The sequence below is a fragment of the Streptomyces sp. NPDC047043 genome (assembly GCF_040644055.1).
Taxonomy (GTDB): Bacteria; Actinomycetota; Actinomycetes; order Streptomycetales; family Streptomycetaceae; genus Streptomyces.
Map to the genome: position 1 here is coordinate 1 of NZ_JBEYVO010000046.1, position 16,791 is coordinate 16,791.

Annotated in this window: 20 protein-coding genes; 3 read left to right on the forward strand and 17 right to left on the reverse strand. The window is 71.6% G+C overall.

The genetic code is table 11. The features are described 5' to 3' along the window. The 17 genes from ABZ880_RS47855 to ABZ880_RS47935 all read right to left on the reverse strand — a co-directional run. Positions 1–677, reverse strand: a 677-nt coding sequence (locus ABZ880_RS47855; RefSeq protein WP_361277344.1) for a biotin carboxylase N-terminal domain-containing protein, incomplete at its 3' end; no start/stop codon positions are given. Positions 678–742: 65 nt separating this feature from the next. After that, positions 743–913 carry a hypothetical protein gene (locus ABZ880_RS47860; protein ID WP_361277345.1) on the reverse strand — a complete coding sequence of 57 codons (171 nt, stop codon included), beginning with the start codon at positions 911–913 and terminating at the stop codon, positions 743–745. After that, positions 913–1,125 carry an acyl-CoA carboxylase subunit epsilon gene (locus ABZ880_RS47865; protein ID WP_361277346.1) on the reverse strand — a complete coding sequence of 71 codons (213 nt, stop codon included), beginning with the start codon at positions 1,123–1,125 and terminating at the stop codon, positions 913–915. The genes ABZ880_RS47860 and ABZ880_RS47865 overlap by 1 nt, the downstream gene beginning before the upstream one ends. 5 nt (positions 1,126–1,130) lie before the next feature. Continuing rightward, positions 1,131–2,660: an acyl-CoA carboxylase subunit beta gene (locus ABZ880_RS47870; protein ID WP_361277347.1), complete on the reverse strand. Its 1,530-nt coding sequence runs from the start codon at positions 2,658–2,660 to the stop codon at positions 1,131–1,133. Positions 2,661–2,698: 38 nt separating this feature from the next. Next, the gene (gene fabD, locus ABZ880_RS47875) at positions 2,699–3,670 is read right to left on the reverse strand and encodes an ACP S-malonyltransferase (RefSeq protein WP_361277348.1); all 972 of its coding nucleotides are present in this window, start codon (positions 3,668–3,670) and stop codon (positions 2,699–2,701) included. A 176-nt stretch (positions 3,671–3,846) separates the two neighbouring features. Continuing rightward, on the reverse strand, positions 3,847–4,617 hold the full coding sequence (locus ABZ880_RS47880) for a LuxR family transcriptional regulator (protein ID WP_361277349.1): 771 nt from the start codon (positions 4,615–4,617) through the stop codon (positions 3,847–3,849). Positions 4,618–4,803: 186 nt separating this feature from the next. After that, positions 4,804–5,817 carry a 4'-phosphopantetheinyl transferase superfamily protein gene (locus ABZ880_RS47885; RefSeq protein WP_361277350.1) on the reverse strand — a complete coding sequence of 338 codons (1,014 nt, stop codon included), beginning with the start codon at positions 5,815–5,817 and terminating at the stop codon, positions 4,804–4,806. A 391-nt stretch (positions 5,818–6,208) separates the two neighbouring features. Then, positions 6,209–6,649: a DUF3995 domain-containing protein gene (locus tag ABZ880_RS47890; RefSeq protein WP_361277351.1), complete on the reverse strand. Its 441-nt coding sequence runs from the start codon at positions 6,647–6,649 to the stop codon at positions 6,209–6,211. After that, a complete protein-coding gene (gene fabG / locus ABZ880_RS47895; protein ID WP_361277352.1) occupies positions 6,646–7,392 on the reverse strand; it encodes a 3-oxoacyl-[acyl-carrier-protein] reductase in 747 nt (248 codons plus the stop codon). The genes ABZ880_RS47890 and fabG overlap by 4 nt, the downstream gene beginning before the upstream one ends. Next, on the reverse strand, positions 7,385–7,918 hold the full coding sequence (locus ABZ880_RS47900) for a beta-hydroxyacyl-ACP dehydratase (protein WP_361277353.1): 534 nt from the start codon (positions 7,916–7,918) through the stop codon (positions 7,385–7,387). Before ABZ880_RS47900 ends, fabG begins: the two co-directional genes overlap by 8 nt. Beyond that, complete coding sequence (locus ABZ880_RS47905) at positions 7,915–8,304, reverse strand: hypothetical protein (protein WP_361277354.1); 390 nt, start codon at positions 8,302–8,304, stop codon at positions 7,915–7,917. Before ABZ880_RS47905 ends, ABZ880_RS47900 begins: the two co-directional genes overlap by 4 nt. Before the next feature lie 35 nt (positions 8,305–8,339). Beyond that, a complete protein-coding gene (locus tag ABZ880_RS47910; protein ID WP_361277355.1) occupies positions 8,340–9,299 on the reverse strand; it encodes a beta-ketoacyl synthase N-terminal-like domain-containing protein in 960 nt (319 codons plus the stop codon). Then, positions 9,296–10,483 (reverse strand): beta-ketoacyl-[acyl-carrier-protein] synthase family protein, encoded by a 1,188-nt coding sequence (locus ABZ880_RS47915; RefSeq protein ID WP_361277356.1) that lies wholly within the window; start codon positions 10,481–10,483, stop codon positions 9,296–9,298. The genes ABZ880_RS47910 and ABZ880_RS47915 overlap by 4 nt, the downstream gene beginning before the upstream one ends. A gap of 90 nt (positions 10,484–10,573) precedes the next feature. Further along, positions 10,574–10,954, reverse strand: a complete 381-nt coding sequence (locus ABZ880_RS47920) for a hypothetical protein (RefSeq protein WP_361277357.1) — start codon at positions 10,952–10,954, stop codon at positions 10,574–10,576. Further along, the gene (locus tag ABZ880_RS47925) at positions 10,954–11,358 is read right to left on the reverse strand and encodes a hypothetical protein (RefSeq protein ID WP_361277358.1); all 405 of its coding nucleotides are present in this window, start codon (positions 11,356–11,358) and stop codon (positions 10,954–10,956) included. The genes ABZ880_RS47920 and ABZ880_RS47925 overlap by 1 nt, the downstream gene beginning before the upstream one ends. Continuing rightward, positions 11,358–11,711: a DsrE family protein gene (locus ABZ880_RS47930; RefSeq protein ID WP_361277359.1), complete on the reverse strand. Its 354-nt coding sequence runs from the start codon at positions 11,709–11,711 to the stop codon at positions 11,358–11,360. The genes ABZ880_RS47925 and ABZ880_RS47930 overlap by 1 nt, the downstream gene beginning before the upstream one ends. Positions 11,712–11,726: 15 nt before the next feature. After that, complete coding sequence (locus tag ABZ880_RS47935; RefSeq protein WP_361277360.1) at positions 11,727–12,722, reverse strand: thioesterase family protein; 996 nt, start codon at positions 12,720–12,722, stop codon at positions 11,727–11,729. 234 nt (positions 12,723–12,956) lie between these two features. On the opposite strand from ABZ880_RS47935, the gene ABZ880_RS47940 reads away from it, so the two are divergent. The 3 genes from ABZ880_RS47940 to ABZ880_RS47950 are packed head-to-tail and all read left to right on the forward strand — an operon-like array spanning position 12,957 to position 16,788. After that, positions 12,957–14,111, forward strand: a complete 1,155-nt coding sequence (locus ABZ880_RS47940; protein ID WP_361277361.1) for a beta-ketoacyl synthase N-terminal-like domain-containing protein — start codon at positions 12,957–12,959, stop codon at positions 14,109–14,111. Continuing rightward, positions 14,108–15,157, forward strand: coding sequence for a beta-ketoacyl synthase N-terminal-like domain-containing protein (locus tag ABZ880_RS47945; protein ID WP_361277362.1), 1,050 nt, complete (start codon positions 14,108–14,110; stop codon positions 15,155–15,157). The genes ABZ880_RS47940 and ABZ880_RS47945 overlap by 4 nt, the downstream gene beginning before the upstream one ends. Continuing rightward, positions 15,157–16,788, forward strand: coding sequence for an MFS transporter (locus tag ABZ880_RS47950; RefSeq protein WP_361277363.1), 1,632 nt, complete (start codon positions 15,157–15,159; stop codon positions 16,786–16,788). Before ABZ880_RS47945 ends, ABZ880_RS47950 begins: the two co-directional genes overlap by 1 nt. The last annotated feature ends 3 nt before the right edge of the window (positions 16,789–16,791 follow it).

Sequence of the window (16,791 nt, forward strand, 5' to 3'; positions counted from 1 at the left end):
CGGGTGGAGACGACGACCACGTTGCCGTGGGTGTCGGCCAGGCACTGGGTCTCCACGTGCCGGGGCTTGTCCAGGTAGCGCTCGACGAAGCACTCCCCGCGGCCGAAGGCGGCCACCGCCTCACGGACCGCCGACTCGTACAGCTCGGGGACCTCTTCCAGCGTCCGGGCGACCTTCAGGCCGCGGCCGCCGCCGCCGAACGCGGCCTTGATCGCGATCGGCAGGCCGTGCTCCTCCGCGAAGGCCACGACCTCCTCCGCGCCGCTCACCGGGTCCGGCGTGCCCGCCACCAGCGGGGCGCCGGCACGCTGCGCGATGTGCCTCGCTGCGACCTTGTCGCCGAGGTCGCGGATCGCCTGCGGCGGCGGGCCGATCCAGATCAGACCGGCGTCCAGGACCGCCTGCGCGAAGTCGGCGTTCTCGGAAAGGAAGCCGTAGCCCGGATGGACGGCGTCCGCCCCGGACTCCCGGGCCGCCCCCAACACCTTGTCCACGTCGAGGTAACTGGTGGCCGGGGTGTCGCCGCCGAGCGCGAACGCCTCGTCGGCGGCACGGACATGGACGGCGTCGCGGTCCGGGTCCGCGTAGACGGCCACGCTCGCGATGCCCGCGTCCCGACAGGCCCGGGCCACGCGGACGGCGATCTCGCCACGGTTGGCGATGAGCACCTTGCGCATAACCGGGCCCTTCCTCTGCATGCCCGCGGGAGCGGGATCAATCGATGCCTTGCTGGATATCCCGTTCATCGCCCCGCTCCGTGCATGCCGTCCCTGCCGGCCCGCTTTTCCGCCGGGGGTCGGAGGGTTGTCCCCCGGAATGGTGCGGTGCCGCCCAGCGCGAACGCCTCGTCGGCGGCGCGGACATGGACGGCGTCGAGGTCGCGACGGTCGGCGACGCGTGCCTTGTGGATCATCAGTGCGCCCTCCAGGATCCTGCCGGGGGACAGGTCACGCGGTGGGCCCGGTCCCAACTCGCCCTCGCGGGGCCGGAGTCCGCCGCTTCCGGCGCGCTGGGGCGGGTGCCGATGAGGGCGCCGATCAGTGCGGCGAGGTCCTCCGGGTCCGGATCTCCTCGTACGACGGTCAGGTGCACGGCAGGCACGACAGGTGCGGCAGATGTCGTCATGGCCATCACACCGGCGGGTTGCCGTGCTTGCGCGACGGCAGGTCGACGTGTTTGGTGCGCAGCATCTCCATGGAGCGGATCAGGATCGAGCGGGTCTCCGCCGGGTCGATCACGTCGTCCACGAGGCCGCGTTCGGCTGCGTAGTACGGGCCCATCAGCTCCGTCCGGTACTCCTTGATCTTCTGTGCGCGCACCGCCTCGGTGTCGTCGGCGGCGGCGATCTCCCTGCGGAAGATGACGTTGGCGGCGCCCTCGGCGCCCATCACCGCGATCTCGTTGGACGGCCAGGCCAGGGACAGGTCGGCGCCGATGGAGCGCGAGTCCATGACGATGTAGGCGCCGCCGTAGGCCTTGCGCAGCACCAGGGAGATACGCGGGACGGTGGCGTTGCAGTAGGCGTAGAGGAGTTTGGCGCCGCGGCGGATGATGCCGTCGTGTTCCTGGCCGACGCCCGGGAGAAAGCCGGGCACGTCGACGAGGGTGACCAGCGGGATGTTGAAGGCGTCGCAGAACTGGACGAAGCGTGCGGCCTTCTCGGAGGCCTCGATGTCGAGGACGCCGGCCATGCTGCCGGGCTGGTTGGCGACGATGCCGGTGACATGGCCGTCGAGGCGGGTCAGGGTGCAGATGACGTTGGCCGCCCAGCGTTCGCTGATCTCGAAGTGCTCGCCGTCGTCGACGATCTCCTCGATGACCTTGCGCATGTCGTAGGAGCGGCCGGGGTCGGCGGGCACCAGGTCGATGAGTGCCTCGGTGCTGCGGGTGGGCGAGTCCTGCACCGGTGCCCTGGGCGCCAGTTCGCGGTTGTTGGCGGGCAGCAGGGACAGCAGGTAGCGGACCTCCTCGAGGCACTGCTCCTCGTCGTCGTAGGCGAAGGCCGCGACGCCCGAGGTGTCCGCGTGGACGTCGGCTCCGCCGAGTTCGTTCTGGCTGACGCGCTCGCCGGTGACCGCGTGGACGACGTCCGGGCCGGTGATGAACATCTGGGAGGTGCCGCGGACCATGAAGACGAAGTCGGTCAGGGCGGGGCTGTAGGCGGCGCCGCCGGCGCAGGGGCCCAGCATCACGCTGATCTGCGGGATCACCCCGGAGCAGCGGGTGTTGCGGCGGAAGATGCCGCCGTAGCCGGCGAGTGCGGTGACGCCTTCCTGGATGCGGGCGCCGGCGCCGTCGTTGAGCGAGACCAGCGGGGCGCCCGCGGCCTCGGCGAGGTCCATCACCTTCTGGATCTTCTGGGCGTGCGCCTCGCCGAGTGCGCCGCCGAAGATGCGGAAGTCGTGGGCGTAGAGGAAGACCGTGCGGCCGTGCACGGTGCCCCAGCCGGTGATCACGCCGTCCGAGTACGGCTTCTTCGCCTCCATGCCGAAGCCGGTGGCCCGGTGCCGGCGCAGTGCCTCGATCTCGGTGAACGAGCCCTTGTCGAGGAGGAGTTCGATCCTCTCGTGGGCGGTCAGCTTGCCCTTGGCGTGCTGGCGTTCGGTGGCCGCCGGGTCGGGTCCCTGCCTGACCAGGGCCTTGAGTTCGGTGAGTGCCATCCTGGTGTTCACCCCCGTGTCCATCCCCCTGTCCCCCTTCATGCCGCGGCGCCGGGCCGTGCGGCCTCGCGGCCGGCCTGAGCGATGGTCCGATCCAGCCTGCGGGCGTCGTTGGTGGTGTGCACGGGTACGTCGGGTGCGATGCGCCGGCACAGGCCGGAGAGCACGTTGCCCGGTCCCACTTCCACGAAGCGGTCGGCGCCGGCGGCGGTCAGTGCGCGCACGGTGCCGGTCCAGCGGACGCGGCCGGCGAGCTGGCGGCGCAGTCGGTCGCGGACGCCTTCGGCGGAGTCGACCAGGTCCGCGGTGACCCCCGAGACCACCGGCACCCGTGGCGCGCGCAGTTCGACCTTGTCGAGTTCTGCGGCGAACTCCTCCTCGATGTCCGCCATCAGGCTGCAGTGGAAGGGTGCTCCCACTTCCAGTACGACGGCCCGGACGGCGCCCGCGTCCTGTGCGTCGCCGCACAGCCGCTGCACCGCGCTCTCCTGGCCGGAGACGACGACCTGTCCCGGCTCGTTGTCGTTGGCCACCTCGACGACCTGGCCGGTCGCGGCGGCGGCCTTGGTGCACAGCTCCTCCACGGTGGCCAGGTCCAGGCCGATGACCGCCGCCATGCGGCCCGGGACCTGGGCGTTGACGGCGGCCATGAGCTCGCCGCGGCGGCGCACCAGGCGCAGTGCGTCCCGCCAGTCGAGTACGGCCGCGGCGACCAGGGCGGTGTACTCGCCGAGGCTGTGTCCGGCGACGAGTGCGGGCTCGATGCCCCGGCGGCGCAGGACGTCGAGGGTGGCGATGCCGGTCAGGAAGACGGCGGGCTGGGTGACGGCGGTGTCCCGCAGCGCCTCCTGCGGTCCTTCCCAGCACAGGCGGGACAACGGCAGGCCGAGGATCTCGTCCGCCGTGCGGTAGTACGTGTCGATCAGGTCCGGCCGCTGCTCCAGCAGATGGAGGCCCATGCCCACCCGCTGTGACCCCTGGCCGGGGAAGACGAATGCGGTCTTTCCCATGACGGCGCACCCCCTTTCAAGGGATTCGGTTCATGCGTCGGACGCTAGGCAGCCGCCCGGAGGCCGGGCGGCTGAATGGCCAGAAACTGACAGGAGGCGCGAATTCCGCCGTACTGTTCCCGACTTGAATGACATCTTCTTGCGTGACGTCTTCTTGCGGTCGGGCCGGTGGAATGTCAGACGGCCTGCTGCTCCTGGCCGCGTTCCCCGCGCAGCAGTCCCGCTTCGGCGGCGAAGACGCCCGCCTGGAAACGGGAGTTCGCGCCGAGGAGGCGCATGATCTCGGCGACGTGCCGGCGGTAGGTGCGCACGGACATGGACAGCTCGCGGGCCGCAACTTCGTCGATGTAGCCCTCGCAGAGGCAGATGAGCACTTCCTGGGGGAACTCGTGGCGAATTCGGTCCAGGGACAACGGAACCGCACGTTTCCAAGCACCGGCGAACAGTGCGTTGAACGCCTGGACCACGGCCGGGGCCCGCACCCGCGCTGCGTGCGAGGAGCCCGACTTCACATGGCGGGTCAGGACGGTGCGGCCGTCGACGATGACGGCGCCGTGCAGCAGCGCGTCGGTGATGCGGATCTCCAGGTTGTGCCGCGGCCGCTTGAGGTCGAGCAGGCCGAACTGCTCGGCCGTGGACTGGGATCCGAGCATGCGGATGTGGACGCCGGGCAGGCTTTTCGGCGCTCGGGAGAGCACGAAGGTCGGCAGCCCGGCCCCGGAGCGGTCGGACGGGAGAACGACGTCCACACGGCGCTCGGCCTGGCCGAGTTGGTCGGCGAGTGCCTGAAGTGCCGTATGGGCGTCTTCGGTTGTGGTGAGAAGAGAGTTGTTTTCTGCGGAGTCGCGTTCGTTCTTCGGGAAGACCGAATCGATGAGCGACCGTATCTCCAGAAGCGCGGTTTCGGCTTCGCCGTTGGATTGTGGCGTGAATTCCGTACTAGACACTTTGCGCCCACCCCCGTGGCACGGAAAGCAATGATCACAACTGCAGTCGCCTCCAACAGTACGTGGCGCAAACTTGACAGTCAACGCGCCTAGTTTTAGTGAGAGTTGAACAAGTCACACAACGGAAACCTGAGTCCTCCTCTTATTCGCCGGAAAGGGCTTTCGGATGCCCGGATCGCCGGGGAACTAATGTGGCATTTCCCATATCCGGACCCGGCCTGCGGCGTGTTCCCTCGGTACGGCGACGGCTCCCACGAGAGGTGCGGGAAGCGCAAGATCGCGTATCAGCCACGGGCGTTCACGGCCCGGCACTCCGGCCGTCACGTGGGCGTGGCCCGGCCGTTCGGGACGGACGTCGAGTTCGTCGAGCGGGCCGACGATCCCCGTCCCGACGGCCTTGAGTACGGCTTCCTTGCGCGTCCAGCAGCGGAAGAAGAGCGGGCTGCGGTCGCCGGGAGGGGCCGCCGTGAACACCGCGCGCTCGCGCGGGGTCAGGGCCTTGCCGCCGACGGTGTCCAGGTCGAGGGCCCGGCGCTCCTCCAGGTCGACACCCACGGGAAAGCCGGCCACGGCGAGAATGCCGTACCCGGCGGTGTGGGACAGGCTGATCCGCGGCGCAGTGCCCGGGGTCAGCAGGGCGGGCGGGCCGTGCTCCAGGTCGCCGCAGTCGGGGCACGGCGCACGGCCGAGCGGCACCGACTGCGGCTCCGTGCCCAGGAGTTCGCCGAGTAGTTCGCGTACGAGCGTGCGGCCCCGCACGAACGCGGCGGCCCGCTCGGGGTCCTTGATCCGGGCGGCTCGCTGCAGCTCGGCGGGGCTGAGGATGGTGGGGTTCCCTGCGGGGCCATTGCTTGTCGGGTCCTTCCCCGTCGGGTTCTCCCTCGCCGGGGCACTCCAAGTCGGGCCGTTCCCCGCCAGGCCCTCCCCTGCCGGGTCCCTCCTCACCGGGTTCGCCCTCGCCGGGTCCCACCCCGTCGGGGCGTTCCACGTCGCGCGCTCCCCTGCCGGGTCCCTTCCCGTCAGACCGGTCCCCGCCAGGTTCTCCCTCGCCGGGGCACTCCCCATCAGGGCGTTCCACGCCGTGCTCTCGCCTGCCGGGTCCCTTCCCGACAGGCCGCTCCCCGCCAGGTTCTCCCTCGCCGGATCCCACCCCATCAGGGCGTTCCACGCCGCGCTCTCCCCTGCCGGGTCCCTCCTCACCGGGTTCTCACTCGCCGGGTCCCACCCCGTCAGGGCGTTCCGCGTCGTGCTCTCCCCTACCGGGTCCCTCCTAGTCGGGCCGTTCCACGTCGCGCTCTCCCCTGCCGGGTCCCTTCCCGTCAAGCCGTTCCCGGCCAGGTCCTCCCTTGCCGGGTCCATCGCCGTCAGGCCGTTCCCCGCCAGGCCCCACCTTGCTGGGGCCCTGCCCGCCGGGCCGTACCCCGCCGGGCTCTCACTCGCCGAGCCCCTCCCCGCCGGGCCCTCACTCCCCGAGTCCCTCCCCGTCGCTCCCTCCCTCGTCGGCCCCTCGGCCCCCGGGCCCCCGCCCGCCGAGCCCGAGGGAGTCGTACGCCACCACCACACCTGCACTCCCCCGTCGGCGACGTGGCGTTCAGCGCTTGCTTGCGGCAACCGCGACCACCCCGCCGAGCAGGCCGAGGGCGATGCACAGCGGCGAGTACAGCGCGGTGTTCCAGCGCTGGAACTCGTCGGTGGCGCCCGAGTTGAGCAGGAAGCCGCCCAGGCCCCGGCCGAGCAGGACCAGGGCCAGGGCGTAACTGCCGAGTGTGCGCAGCCAGTTGGGGCCGAGCTCCGGGATGGTCTCGTTGACCATCAGGGTGAGCACGGCGCCCGCGATCAGGGCGAGGCCGACCAGTGCGGACAGGGCCGGCGGGGGCATCGTGCCGCTGTCGCTGCCGAGGATCGTTTTGGTGAAGGTCACCTTGTCGGCCAGCGGCCAGGGCGAGAAGGCCCAGATCAGGTGGAGGCCGCCGATCGCCACGAGCGCGACGGTCAGGGCCCCCGGGACCACGGTGCGGACCGCCGTCGTCACAGCACGATCCCTCCGTCGATCTGGACGACGGAGCCGGTGATGTACGCGGCCCGGTCGGACGCCAAGTACGAGACCAGGTCGGCGACTTCGTCCGCCGTGCCCATGCGGCCGAGCGGCACCCCGGAGACCATCTGCTTGGAGTACTCCGGGTCCAGGCCCGCCACCATGTCGGTCTCGATGAATCCGGGTGCGACGGCGTTGACCCGGATTCCGTACCGTCCGACCTCCTTGGCCAGCGACTTGGTGAAGCCGATGATCCCGGCCTTGGTGGCGGCGTAGTTGGTCTGGGTGGCGATGCCGTAGACGCCCGCGACCGAGGAGAGCGTGACGATGGAGCCGGAGCGGCGCTTGAGCATGTCGAAGGCGACGGCGCGGCACACGTTGTAGGTGCCGGTGAGGTTGACGTCGACGACCTCGGTCCACTGCTCGTCGGTCATCAGCAGCAGCGGGTTGTCGCGCACGATGCCGGCCGAAGTGACCAGGACGTCAATGGGGTCGAGCTGCTCGCCCACCTGCTTGACCAGCTCACGCACGGAGTCCGCGGAGGCCACGTCGCTCTGCACGGCGAGGATGCGGGTGCCGTACCGGGAGGCCTCCTTGCGCACCTCGTCGGCGGCCGCCGACTGCGAGGTGTAGCAGAAGGCGACGTCGTAGCCGTCCTGGGCGAGGCGCAGCACACAGGCGCGGCCGATGCCCCGGGAGCCTCCGGTGACCAGGGCCACCTTGGCGGTCTGTTCAGGCATGGGAGAGCTCTCCTTCGGTGGTGTTCTCGCCGTCGGCGGACAGTTCGCCGCCGGGGCGCATGGTGATGACGATGGAGCCGACGGTCAGCAGGGGTGCTCCGTCCAGGAGGCTCTCGCCCTCGAAGATCAGCGTGGTGCCGACGCTGCGGACATGGCGCACCCGGTGCTCGACGAGGCTTCCGGGCAGGGCCCGGGCGTGGACCTGGATGCCGCTGATCGAGCCGAACAGCATGACCAGTTCGGCGACTTCCTCGGGCGTGTACCGCTCCCAGAGCGCGAGCACCCCGGCGGCCTGGCACCAGGACTCCACCAGCAGGGCGACCGGGTAGGCGTGGTCGGCCTCGGTGGCGCCGTCGGGGATCTCCGCGTACCAGGGCTCGTTGGCGGTGATCGCCTTGACGGCGGTCAGGCTCACGCCGGCCTCGACGGCGGTGACGCGGTCGACGAGGAGCATCGGGTAGCGGTGCGGCAGCGTCTGCTTGAGCCGGTCGATGCCGATGGCGTACGGCTGGTCGGTGCCGGTCACGATGCCTCCCGCAGGTCGTAGCCGAGGCGGACCTGGGCGGTCTTGCCGCGGGCGGTGGACAGGGCGGCGTGTGCCTTCCAGGCGCCGGCCTTGAGCTTCCACTCCAGTTCGACGGTCACCTCGTCGTCGGGGAAGACGGGGCTGAGGAAGCGCACCGACTCCACGGCGGTCAGCTCCAACTGCCCTGCTTCGGCAGGCGGGTTGGCGACGGCGGCGTGGTGGACGGTCTCGACCAGGCAGACCCCGGGGAAGATCGGGAAGTCGGGGTAGTGGCCGCGGAAGACCTGCTCGTCGGCGCCCACGGTCAGCCGGGTGCTGGCCCCGGCGGGTCGGCGCTCGAGGGTGTCGACGGTGCGGTTGAGGGGGGTGGCGAATGCCACGGACATCCTGGGCTCAACTCCTTTCGTTTGCTGGATGGTTGTCATCGGGAGGCGGGCACCACATGGGCGATGGAGACGTTGCCCTGGGCGGCGACCCCGATCACGAGCTGCTCGACGAAGGCCTCCCGCAGCAGTGCCGCGACCTGCACGGCCGGGCCCAGGCAGCCGGCGCCCGCCGTCGCCCGGATCACGGCTCCGCCGAGCGCGGCCTCGACCGTGCCGGTGACGGCATCGTCGCCGCCGATGAGCCACACCTGGGGGCGCCTGCCGGTCAGGCCGAGGGCTGCGAGGGCGGTGGCGAGCAGCCGTTCGGCCTCCTCGCGGCCCTGCGGCGAGTCGGCCACCGGCGGCGGCAGCAGGAAGCTGCGCACCCGTACCCGGCCGTGGGTCCGGCCGCCGCGTGCCGCGACCGCCGCCGCCGGTTCGACGACCAGGGCCACGGCGCCGTCCTCGCTGCCCGTGGCGCCGGGCTCCGACCAGTCGAGCGGGGACTCGGCGGCGCCGGTGAGCAGCCAGCGGGCGCGGCCGGCGCGCAGCGCCCGTACGCCGTGCTGCACTGCTTCGAGGCCGGCCACCCGGGGGCTGTGCACGCCGAGGCTGAAGCCCTTGAGGGCGTGTTCCATGGCGACCCGGGAGCCGACCAGGTTGACCGAGAAGTACGGGACGGTGGCGGGGCTGAGCAGGGTCGAGTCGCCCTCGATCACCGTGCGGTCGAACTCGCCCTGCAGCTCGGACATCCCGTTGTTGGTGCCCACGGTGATCGCCCGGTGGTGCTCGGGGACGTCGGCGAGTTCGGCCCCCGTGTCGGCGAGCGCCCGCGCGGTGGCGGCCAGCAGATACTGGCTCGCCTTGGGCAGGTACTTGTAGCCGCGGCCGAGTTCGGCGCGGTGGTCGAACCAGCCCTTGGCGCGCTCCCCCTCGGGGCCCAGGGCGGTTTCGGTGACCACGCCGATGCCGGTCACCACCGGATCGGCGGTCATCAGGTCAGCGGCAGCGGTCATCGCGGTTCACCCCGCAGCAGGAGGGACATGTTGTTGCCGCCGAAGGCATAGGAGTTGACCATGGCGGTCCGCCCGGCCGGGGTGCGTTCGGCGACGGGCACGTGCACCGGGCAGTCCGGGTCGGGCGTGCCCACCGGCAGGTTGGGCGCGAGGTGGCCGTGGTGCAGGAAGAGCGCGGCGGCCACCGTGCCGAGGCCTCCGGAGGCGCCGCCGGTGTGGCCGATCAGCGCCTTGAGGCTGTAGAGCGGCAGTTGGCGGGTGCGCTCGCCGAAGATCTCGTACATGGCCTGCGTCTCGACGAGGTCGTTGAGCTTGGTGCCGGTGGCATGCGGGACGACGAAGTCGACGTCGGCGGCGGTGATGTCCGCCTCGGCCAGGGCGTCCGCCATGGCCCGCACGATCTGGGTGCCGTCCGGGTCCAGGCCGGTCGCGTGGTAGGCCTCGCAGCTCCAGCCGGTGCCGGTCAGCGTCGCGTACACCCGCGCTCCGCGGGCCCGTGCGCGCTCGGCGCGTTCGAGTACGACGGCGCCCGCGCCCTCGCCGAGCACGGTGCCGCCGCGGGTCGCGTCGAAGGGCCGGCAGCTCGTCGGATCGAGGGCGCCGACCTGGTTGAAGGCGGCGTGCGCGACCCGGGAGTACGTCTCGAAGCCGCCGACCACGACCGCGTCGGCCTCGTCGGCGCGGATCATGTCGGCGCCGATGGCCATCGAATAGCCGCTGCCGGAGCAGGCGTTGCTCACCGTGCTCGCGGCGCCGGTGGCGCCGAGCTGCCGGGCGACGACGGACGCGGTGGAGAACACCGGCGTCCACGTGTCGTCCGCCGGGAAGCTCTTGTGGGCGCGCCACTGTTCGATGACGTACGCGTCGGCGATGGACGTCCCCATGACGACGGACGTACGGCCGTCGCCGATCCCGTCGAGCCCCGCGTCGGCGACCGCCTCGCGGGCCACGCTCAGGGCCGCCCGGGTGGCGTCGCCGATGGCGAAGCCGTCGACGGTGGCCGGCTCGGGCGGCAGGGCGCCCTCGGGCAGGAAGTAGAAGTCCCGGATGGGGACATGGGCCAGCGGGTCGGGGGCCTGGGCCGCGACCGGCGCGGCGGGGTCGAGCAGCCCCTGCCAGAAGCTGTCCACCCCCGCGCCGAGGTGACACAGGGCGCCCAGGCCGGTGATGACGACTTCGGTCACCGTCTGTTCTCCCTCTCAATAAGGCTTCGTACTCAACAAGGCTTCGTACGAGTCCACTTGGCACTGCTGGGTCGGTCGGCGGGTGTGCGGCTACAGGAAGAAGATCCGGTCGTAGTCGGGCCAGCGGGCCGCCGACTCCCCCGCCGCCACGCACTCGACGCCCTCGATCAGCCGGTCCTCGTCCAGCCCCAGGGCCACGAGGTCCTCGCGCTCCACGCGGATGCCGACGCCCAGGTCGCGCAGCCGCAGCAGGTCGGCGCGCGGTGCGTCGAGGGTGTCGACCAGGCGCTTGCCGACCAGGAGCGGTTCGGGGGCGGCCGGGGCGTCGAGCGCGTAGGTGACGGCCTCGCCGCGCAGCAGTACGTCGAGGCCGAGCTGCCGGTGGATCTCGATGCCGAGGAACAGTGCGTCGAAGTAGGCGAGTTCGACCGCCCCGCGGTAGGCGCGCTCCACGATCGCCAGCGAGGCCATCAGGCCACCCCCATGAACAGCGTTTTGGTGGCGGCGTGGACGTGGCCGCCGAAGGTGTGCGGCGCCCGCATGCGCACCTCGGGGATGTGCCCGGTGGCGCCCCGGTGCTCGCTGCAGGCCCGGCAGCCGAACCAGTGCAGCCGTCCGGGGAAGGCGTCCAGCAGCTCCCGGATCAGTACGACGGTCGTCGGGTACTGGGCGTAACGGTCCAGCAGGTTGGCCGGCTTGGTGTCGCCGAGCGCCTCCTGGCTGAGCATGGTGCTGTAGCCGCAGGCCCACACCTGGACGCTGGCGCCGCGTTCCAGCAGCGCCTGGAGCAGCCGGAACACCGAGGTGGTGAGCTCGCCGGTGTGCGGCGGGCCCATCACGACGAGCAGGACGTCGGTCTGCGGGGTGCGGGCCATCAGTGCCACACCACCTTGGTGCCGGGGGCGAGCAGTTCGCCCGCCACCTCGTCCATGCCGACCAGCCGTGCCCGCGCGGGCAGTTGGTCCGCGTCCAGCCCGCGCTGGGTCAGCGCATAGCGGTCGACCCACAACTCGGCGCCGTACGAAAGGAGTTCGGCCAGTTGCGGCTGCGCGGCGGGCAGTGCGGCGGTGACGCCCTCCTGGACGAGGACCAGGCGGACCGGGTGGCCGGAGCGCGCCAGGGTCGTCGCGTCGCCGAGGAAGCGGGGGACGGACGATCCGGAGGCGGGTCCGGACGACTCGATCAGTACGAAGCCGGGCACGTCGGGCAGGTCAGGCACGTCAGGCACGTCAGGCACGGTCGGTCACTCGCCGCGCAGGGCCGCGAGGACGTGCTCGTCGAAGGGGACGAGGGACCAGTCCTTGCGGTTGGCGAAGACCGCGTAACCGTGCACGATCGTGCCGGTGGCGGTGGGGACGAGCTTGCCGTCGCGGACGACGTAGCAGTCCATCCGCGAGGTGTAGGTGAGGTCCTTGAAGACGTCCTCGACGGTGAAGACGATGTGCAGCTCCTCCTCCATCAGCGCCTCGTCCAGGAAGCGGATCTTGGAGTGCGGGACCACGGGGATCCACTTGCGCTCGTCCAGAAGGGTCTTGATGGAGATGCCGCGGTGGGCGACGAAGCGGTCCTTGGCCTCCTCCATCAGCCGCAGGTAGCCGGACATCTGCAGACGCTCGTTGTTGTGGCAGTAGGGGTAGGAGATCCGCCAGCGCCAGGCGATCGCGTTGGAGCCCTCGACGAGCTCCTTCAGCAGCGGGTCGGTGGCGTGGGTGGCGGTCAGGCCCAGGTCGGCGCTCGGCACCAGCTCGGCGTCCCGCACCGGCTCGGCGGTCGCGATCCGCTCCACGGTGTACGGGGCGAGCTCGGCCGGCACGGCGTTGGCGGGGTCGACATAGCGCTCGCGGCGCAGGGCGACGCGCACCTTGGACGTGACGTCCTTGTTCTTGCCGTCCTTGGAGAGGGTGACCGCGAAGGTGAGCGCGGTGCCCTCGCCGGTGGGGCGGACCGTGGCGGTGGCCGTCTCGTCCAGGTGGAAGGCGTTGAGGATACGGGTGTCCAGCTCGGTCAGCTCGAGACCGAGGCCGTACTCCTCGAACAGTTGGCGCGAGGGCAGCTCGGCGGCGCGGAAGTGCGCGAGGACGGCCTCCTCGACCAGGTAGTTGACGTGCTTGAACCCGATCCAGGTGTTGATGTTGTTGCCCTCGTAGCGCGGGCGCACCTCGGTCTGGCTGGTGCCGGTGGTGAGGGCCGCCAGCTTTTCCGTCAGTGACGTAAGTGACGTAGGCGATGCGAATGACATCGGAATTCCCCGTTCCTTTTCAAGGCTCGTGATTCAGGGCTCGTGCCGCTCGGACGGAAGGAAACGTAGGGGCAACTCCGAGTTGTGCCGGGGGCCTTGACAGCTTCCTGCAGGGCGTGTCCGGGGTTCCGTACCTGCGCGTTTCAGGTTCCTGCCGGTTCTGAGTTCCGGCCCATTTCCCGGCCTAATGTCGCCCCGGAAACACGGGGTTTGCGCTTACGGGGAGTTGTTCAGGTGACAGAGATCGCCATTACCGGCCTGGGCGTGGTCTGCCGGCTCGGCCGGGGCGTCACGACGTTCTGGGCGGGGGTACGGGCCGGCGCCACCGCCGCCGCCGACCAGGTGCCCGACCCGGATCTGAAGGTCGAGCTGCCGCTGTACTACCTGGTGCCCGGCGGCAGCTCGGACGAGGCACCCGCGACCCGCTACACCGTGGACGCCGGCCTGGAGGCCTACGCCGACGCCGGGCTCGACGCCGTGCCCGGCGCGCGGGTCGCCGTGGTGATGGGATCGAGCGTCGGCGACGCCCGCCAGGTGGAGCTGGCCCGGGCGGGGCAGGTGCCGCCGGTGGCGGACGCCTCGCCGCCGTTCACGCTGGCCTCCCGGCTCGCCGCGCGGATCGACGCGGGGGCCGGGGCGGTCAACCTCAGCAACGCCTGCGCGGGCAGCGGTTACGCCATCGCGCTGGGCGCGGAGATGATCCGCACCGGTGAGGCGGACGTGGTGGTCGCGGGCGGGGCCGAGGCCTACTCCCGGGTGACCGTGGCCGCCTTCAACCAGATGGGCGCCCTCGCCCCCGACCGGCCCCGCCCGTTCGCCGAGGACCGCGCCGGGGTCGTGCTCGGCGAGGGCGCGGGCGCCGTCGTACTCGAATCCGTCGCCCATGCCCGGGCACGCGGCGCGCAGGTGTACGCACGTCTCGCCGGCACCGGCTGGAGCTGCGACGCCGCCCACCCGACCGCGCCCGACCCGACCGGCGCCCAGGCGGGGCGGGCGATGCGGGCGGCGCTGGCGGAGGCGGGCGCCGGACCGGACGACGTCACGCTGATCGTGCCGCACGCGACCGGAACCAAGCTGAACGACAGCACCGAGGCGGCGGCGATGGGCGCGGTCTTCGGCACGCGGCTCGCCGCGATCCCGCTGCACAACCTCAAGGCGGTCGTGGGCCATCTGGCGGGCGGCGCGGGGGTGTTGGGTGCGGCGCTGGCGGCCCTGTGCTTCCACCACGGCACGGTCCCCGGCAATCCGGCGACGAGCGCGCCCGACCCCGCCTGCCCGGTCCACCTGCCCACCGGGCCCACCGCGCTCCAGGGCGGGATCGCCCTGGTGAACGCCTACGCCTTCGGCGGCAACAACATCTCCCTGGCCCTGACCGGAGCACCCTCATGACCCAGGACTTCGTCGTGTCGGCCATCGACGCCGTCACCCCGCCGCACCCCGAGGCGACCGGCTGGTTCGACCAGCGGGCCGAACTCGGCCGCGGCTACCGGCACTTGCCGCCCTCCGCCCAGTACCTGCTGGCCGCGGTCAAGCGGGTGCTGGCCCGGGAGGGGGTCGGCGAGGCGCTGCTCGCCGTGCCCGAGGAGCGGCGGGCGGTCGCCGTCGGCACCAACCATGCGGTGGCCGGCGTGCACGCCGAGATCGACCGCGCGACGGTCGCCGGCGAGGCCCGGCTGCTCTCGCCGACCGCGGTGCCGTACTTCTCGCCGAACCTCATCGCCAGCCGCATCGCGATGGAACACGCGCTCAAGGGCTTCAGCCTGGCCGTGCACACCCCGCGAACCGCTGCCCTGGAGGCGCTCCAGGCGGGACTGCGCGCGATCAGGTCGGGCCGCGCGGACTGGCTGCTGGCCGGGGCGACCGAGGTCGTGCCGCCGGAGTCGGACAAGGCGGCGGTGAGCGTGCGCGGGACGGCCGAGGACGGGGCGCTGGCCCTGGTCATCGAGCCCGCGCAGGCGGTAACGGCCAGTGGACGCCGCCCACTTGGGCGCATCGCGGTGCGCTCGGTGTTCGTTCCGCCGCGGCGGGCCGGGGAGCCGGAGGAGGTGCGAGCGGCCATCGGCGTGCTCCTCGAGGGGCTCTCGTACGAGGCCGGGGCCGACGTCCGCCTGATGGGTGACGGCTCCCCGGTCGCCCGGGCGGTCGCTGCCGCGCTGGGCAAGGCGTCGGCCGCGCCCCAAAGGGGCGCGGGCAACTGCGCGAGCAGCCACGACGGCGCCGAGGACGAACGACGGCGCATCGCGGCGCTTCCAGCGGAGCGCTCAGGCATCGAGGCGGAACGCGCCGGTGCCGGATCGCTCGGCCCCCTCCAGGCCGTCGCCGCCGCCCTCACGCGGCCGACGGGGCCGCAGCTCGTCGTCACCGCGACCGGTGCAGGAAACGTCTCCGCAGCCTTCGTCACCCCCGTCAACACCCCAATGAAGGAGAGCAGTTAATGGCAACCGAAGCAGAAGTCCCCGACTCCGGCGTCGAGCCGCCCGCCTCGGGCCGCGGCTGGACCCTGGCCGTGGTCTGCATCGCCACGTTCATGCTCATGCTCGACCTGACGGTCGTGAACGTGGCCCTGCCCGACATGCGGGTCTCGCTGGACGCCGACTTCAGCGAGCTGCAGTGGGTCCTCGACTCCTACGCGCTGACGCTCGCCGCGTTCCTGCTCACCGGCGGCTCGCTCGCCGACCGGCTGGGCCGCAAGCGGGTGTTCAACACCGGGTTCGTCGTGTTCACGCTGGCCTCGCTCGGCTGCGGCGTCTCGCAGAGCATCCTGCAGCTCAACCTCGCCCGCGGCCTGCAGGGCGTGGGCGCGGCCGTGCTGTTCGCGGTCGGCCCCGCGCTGATCGGGCACGAGTACCGCGGCAAGGACCGCGGCCAGGCCTTCGGGATCTTCGGCGGTGTCGTCGGTCTGGCGATCGCCTTCGGCCCGCTGATCGGCGGCGGTCTCACCGACGCGCTGAACTGGCGCTGGATCTTCCTGGTGAACGTGCCGATCGGTGTCCTCGCCCTGGCCATCGGCCAGCTGCGCATCCGCGAGTCCCGCAACCCGGCCGGCCACCCCGTCGACTGGGCGGGCCTGGTGGTCTTCTCCAGTGCGCTCGGCCTGCTGGTGACCGGCTTCCTGCGCGGACACGCGGAGGGCTGGGACAGCACGCCGATCGTGTCGATGTTCACCGGCTCCGGTGTGCTCCTCGTGCTGTTCGTCCTCATCGAGCGGCGCCGCGGTGAGGCGGCCATGCTCGACCTGTCGCTGTTCCGCATCCCCTCGTTCATCGGGATGTCGGCGGCCACGCTGCTGTGGAACTCCACCGTGCTGAGCGCGATCTTCCTGCAGATCTCGTATCTGCAGAACGTGCTGGGCTTCAGCGCGTGGGACACGGGCGTGCGCTTCCTGCCGATGACCCTGACGCTGTTCGTCGTCGCCGGTGTCACCGGTCTGCTGGTCGCCAAGGTGTCGCCGAAGCTGCTCGCGGTGCTCTCGGGTGCGCTGATGGCGACCGGCCTGGGCCTGGTCACCCTGGTGCGGCACGACAGCGAGTGGACCGTGCTGCTGCCCAGCATGATCGTGGCCGGTGTCGGCATGGGCATCTACCAGCCGCTGCGGGCGGCGCTCTCGGTCGGCATGGTGGAGCCCGACAAGGCCGGCATGTCCTCCGGGATCGCCGAGACCTTCCAGCAGGTCGGCGTGGCCCTGGGCATCGCGGTGTTCGGCGCGGTCTTCCAGAGCCGGGTCGCCGACGCGTTCGTCGCGTCCTCCGCGGCGGACCAACTCGGCTCGAAGGCCGGCCAGTTCGGCGACGCGGTGTCCACGGGCGCCGTCGGCGAGATGGCCAAGGCGCTGCCGCCGGAGGTCGCCGGGAAGGTGGTCCGGGCGGCGCAGTCCGCCTTCGTCGACGGCCTGCACGACGTACTGATCGCCTCCTCGACCGTGACCGCGGTCGGCGCCGTCATCGCGCTGCTGCTGATCCGCGCCAAGGACCTGCACGAGAGCGCGCGGGGCGATCATCTGCCCGACCTCGACGCCGAGTTCCGCGGTCTGCCGGAACTGAACCTGCCCCAGAACGCAAAGGACTGACCG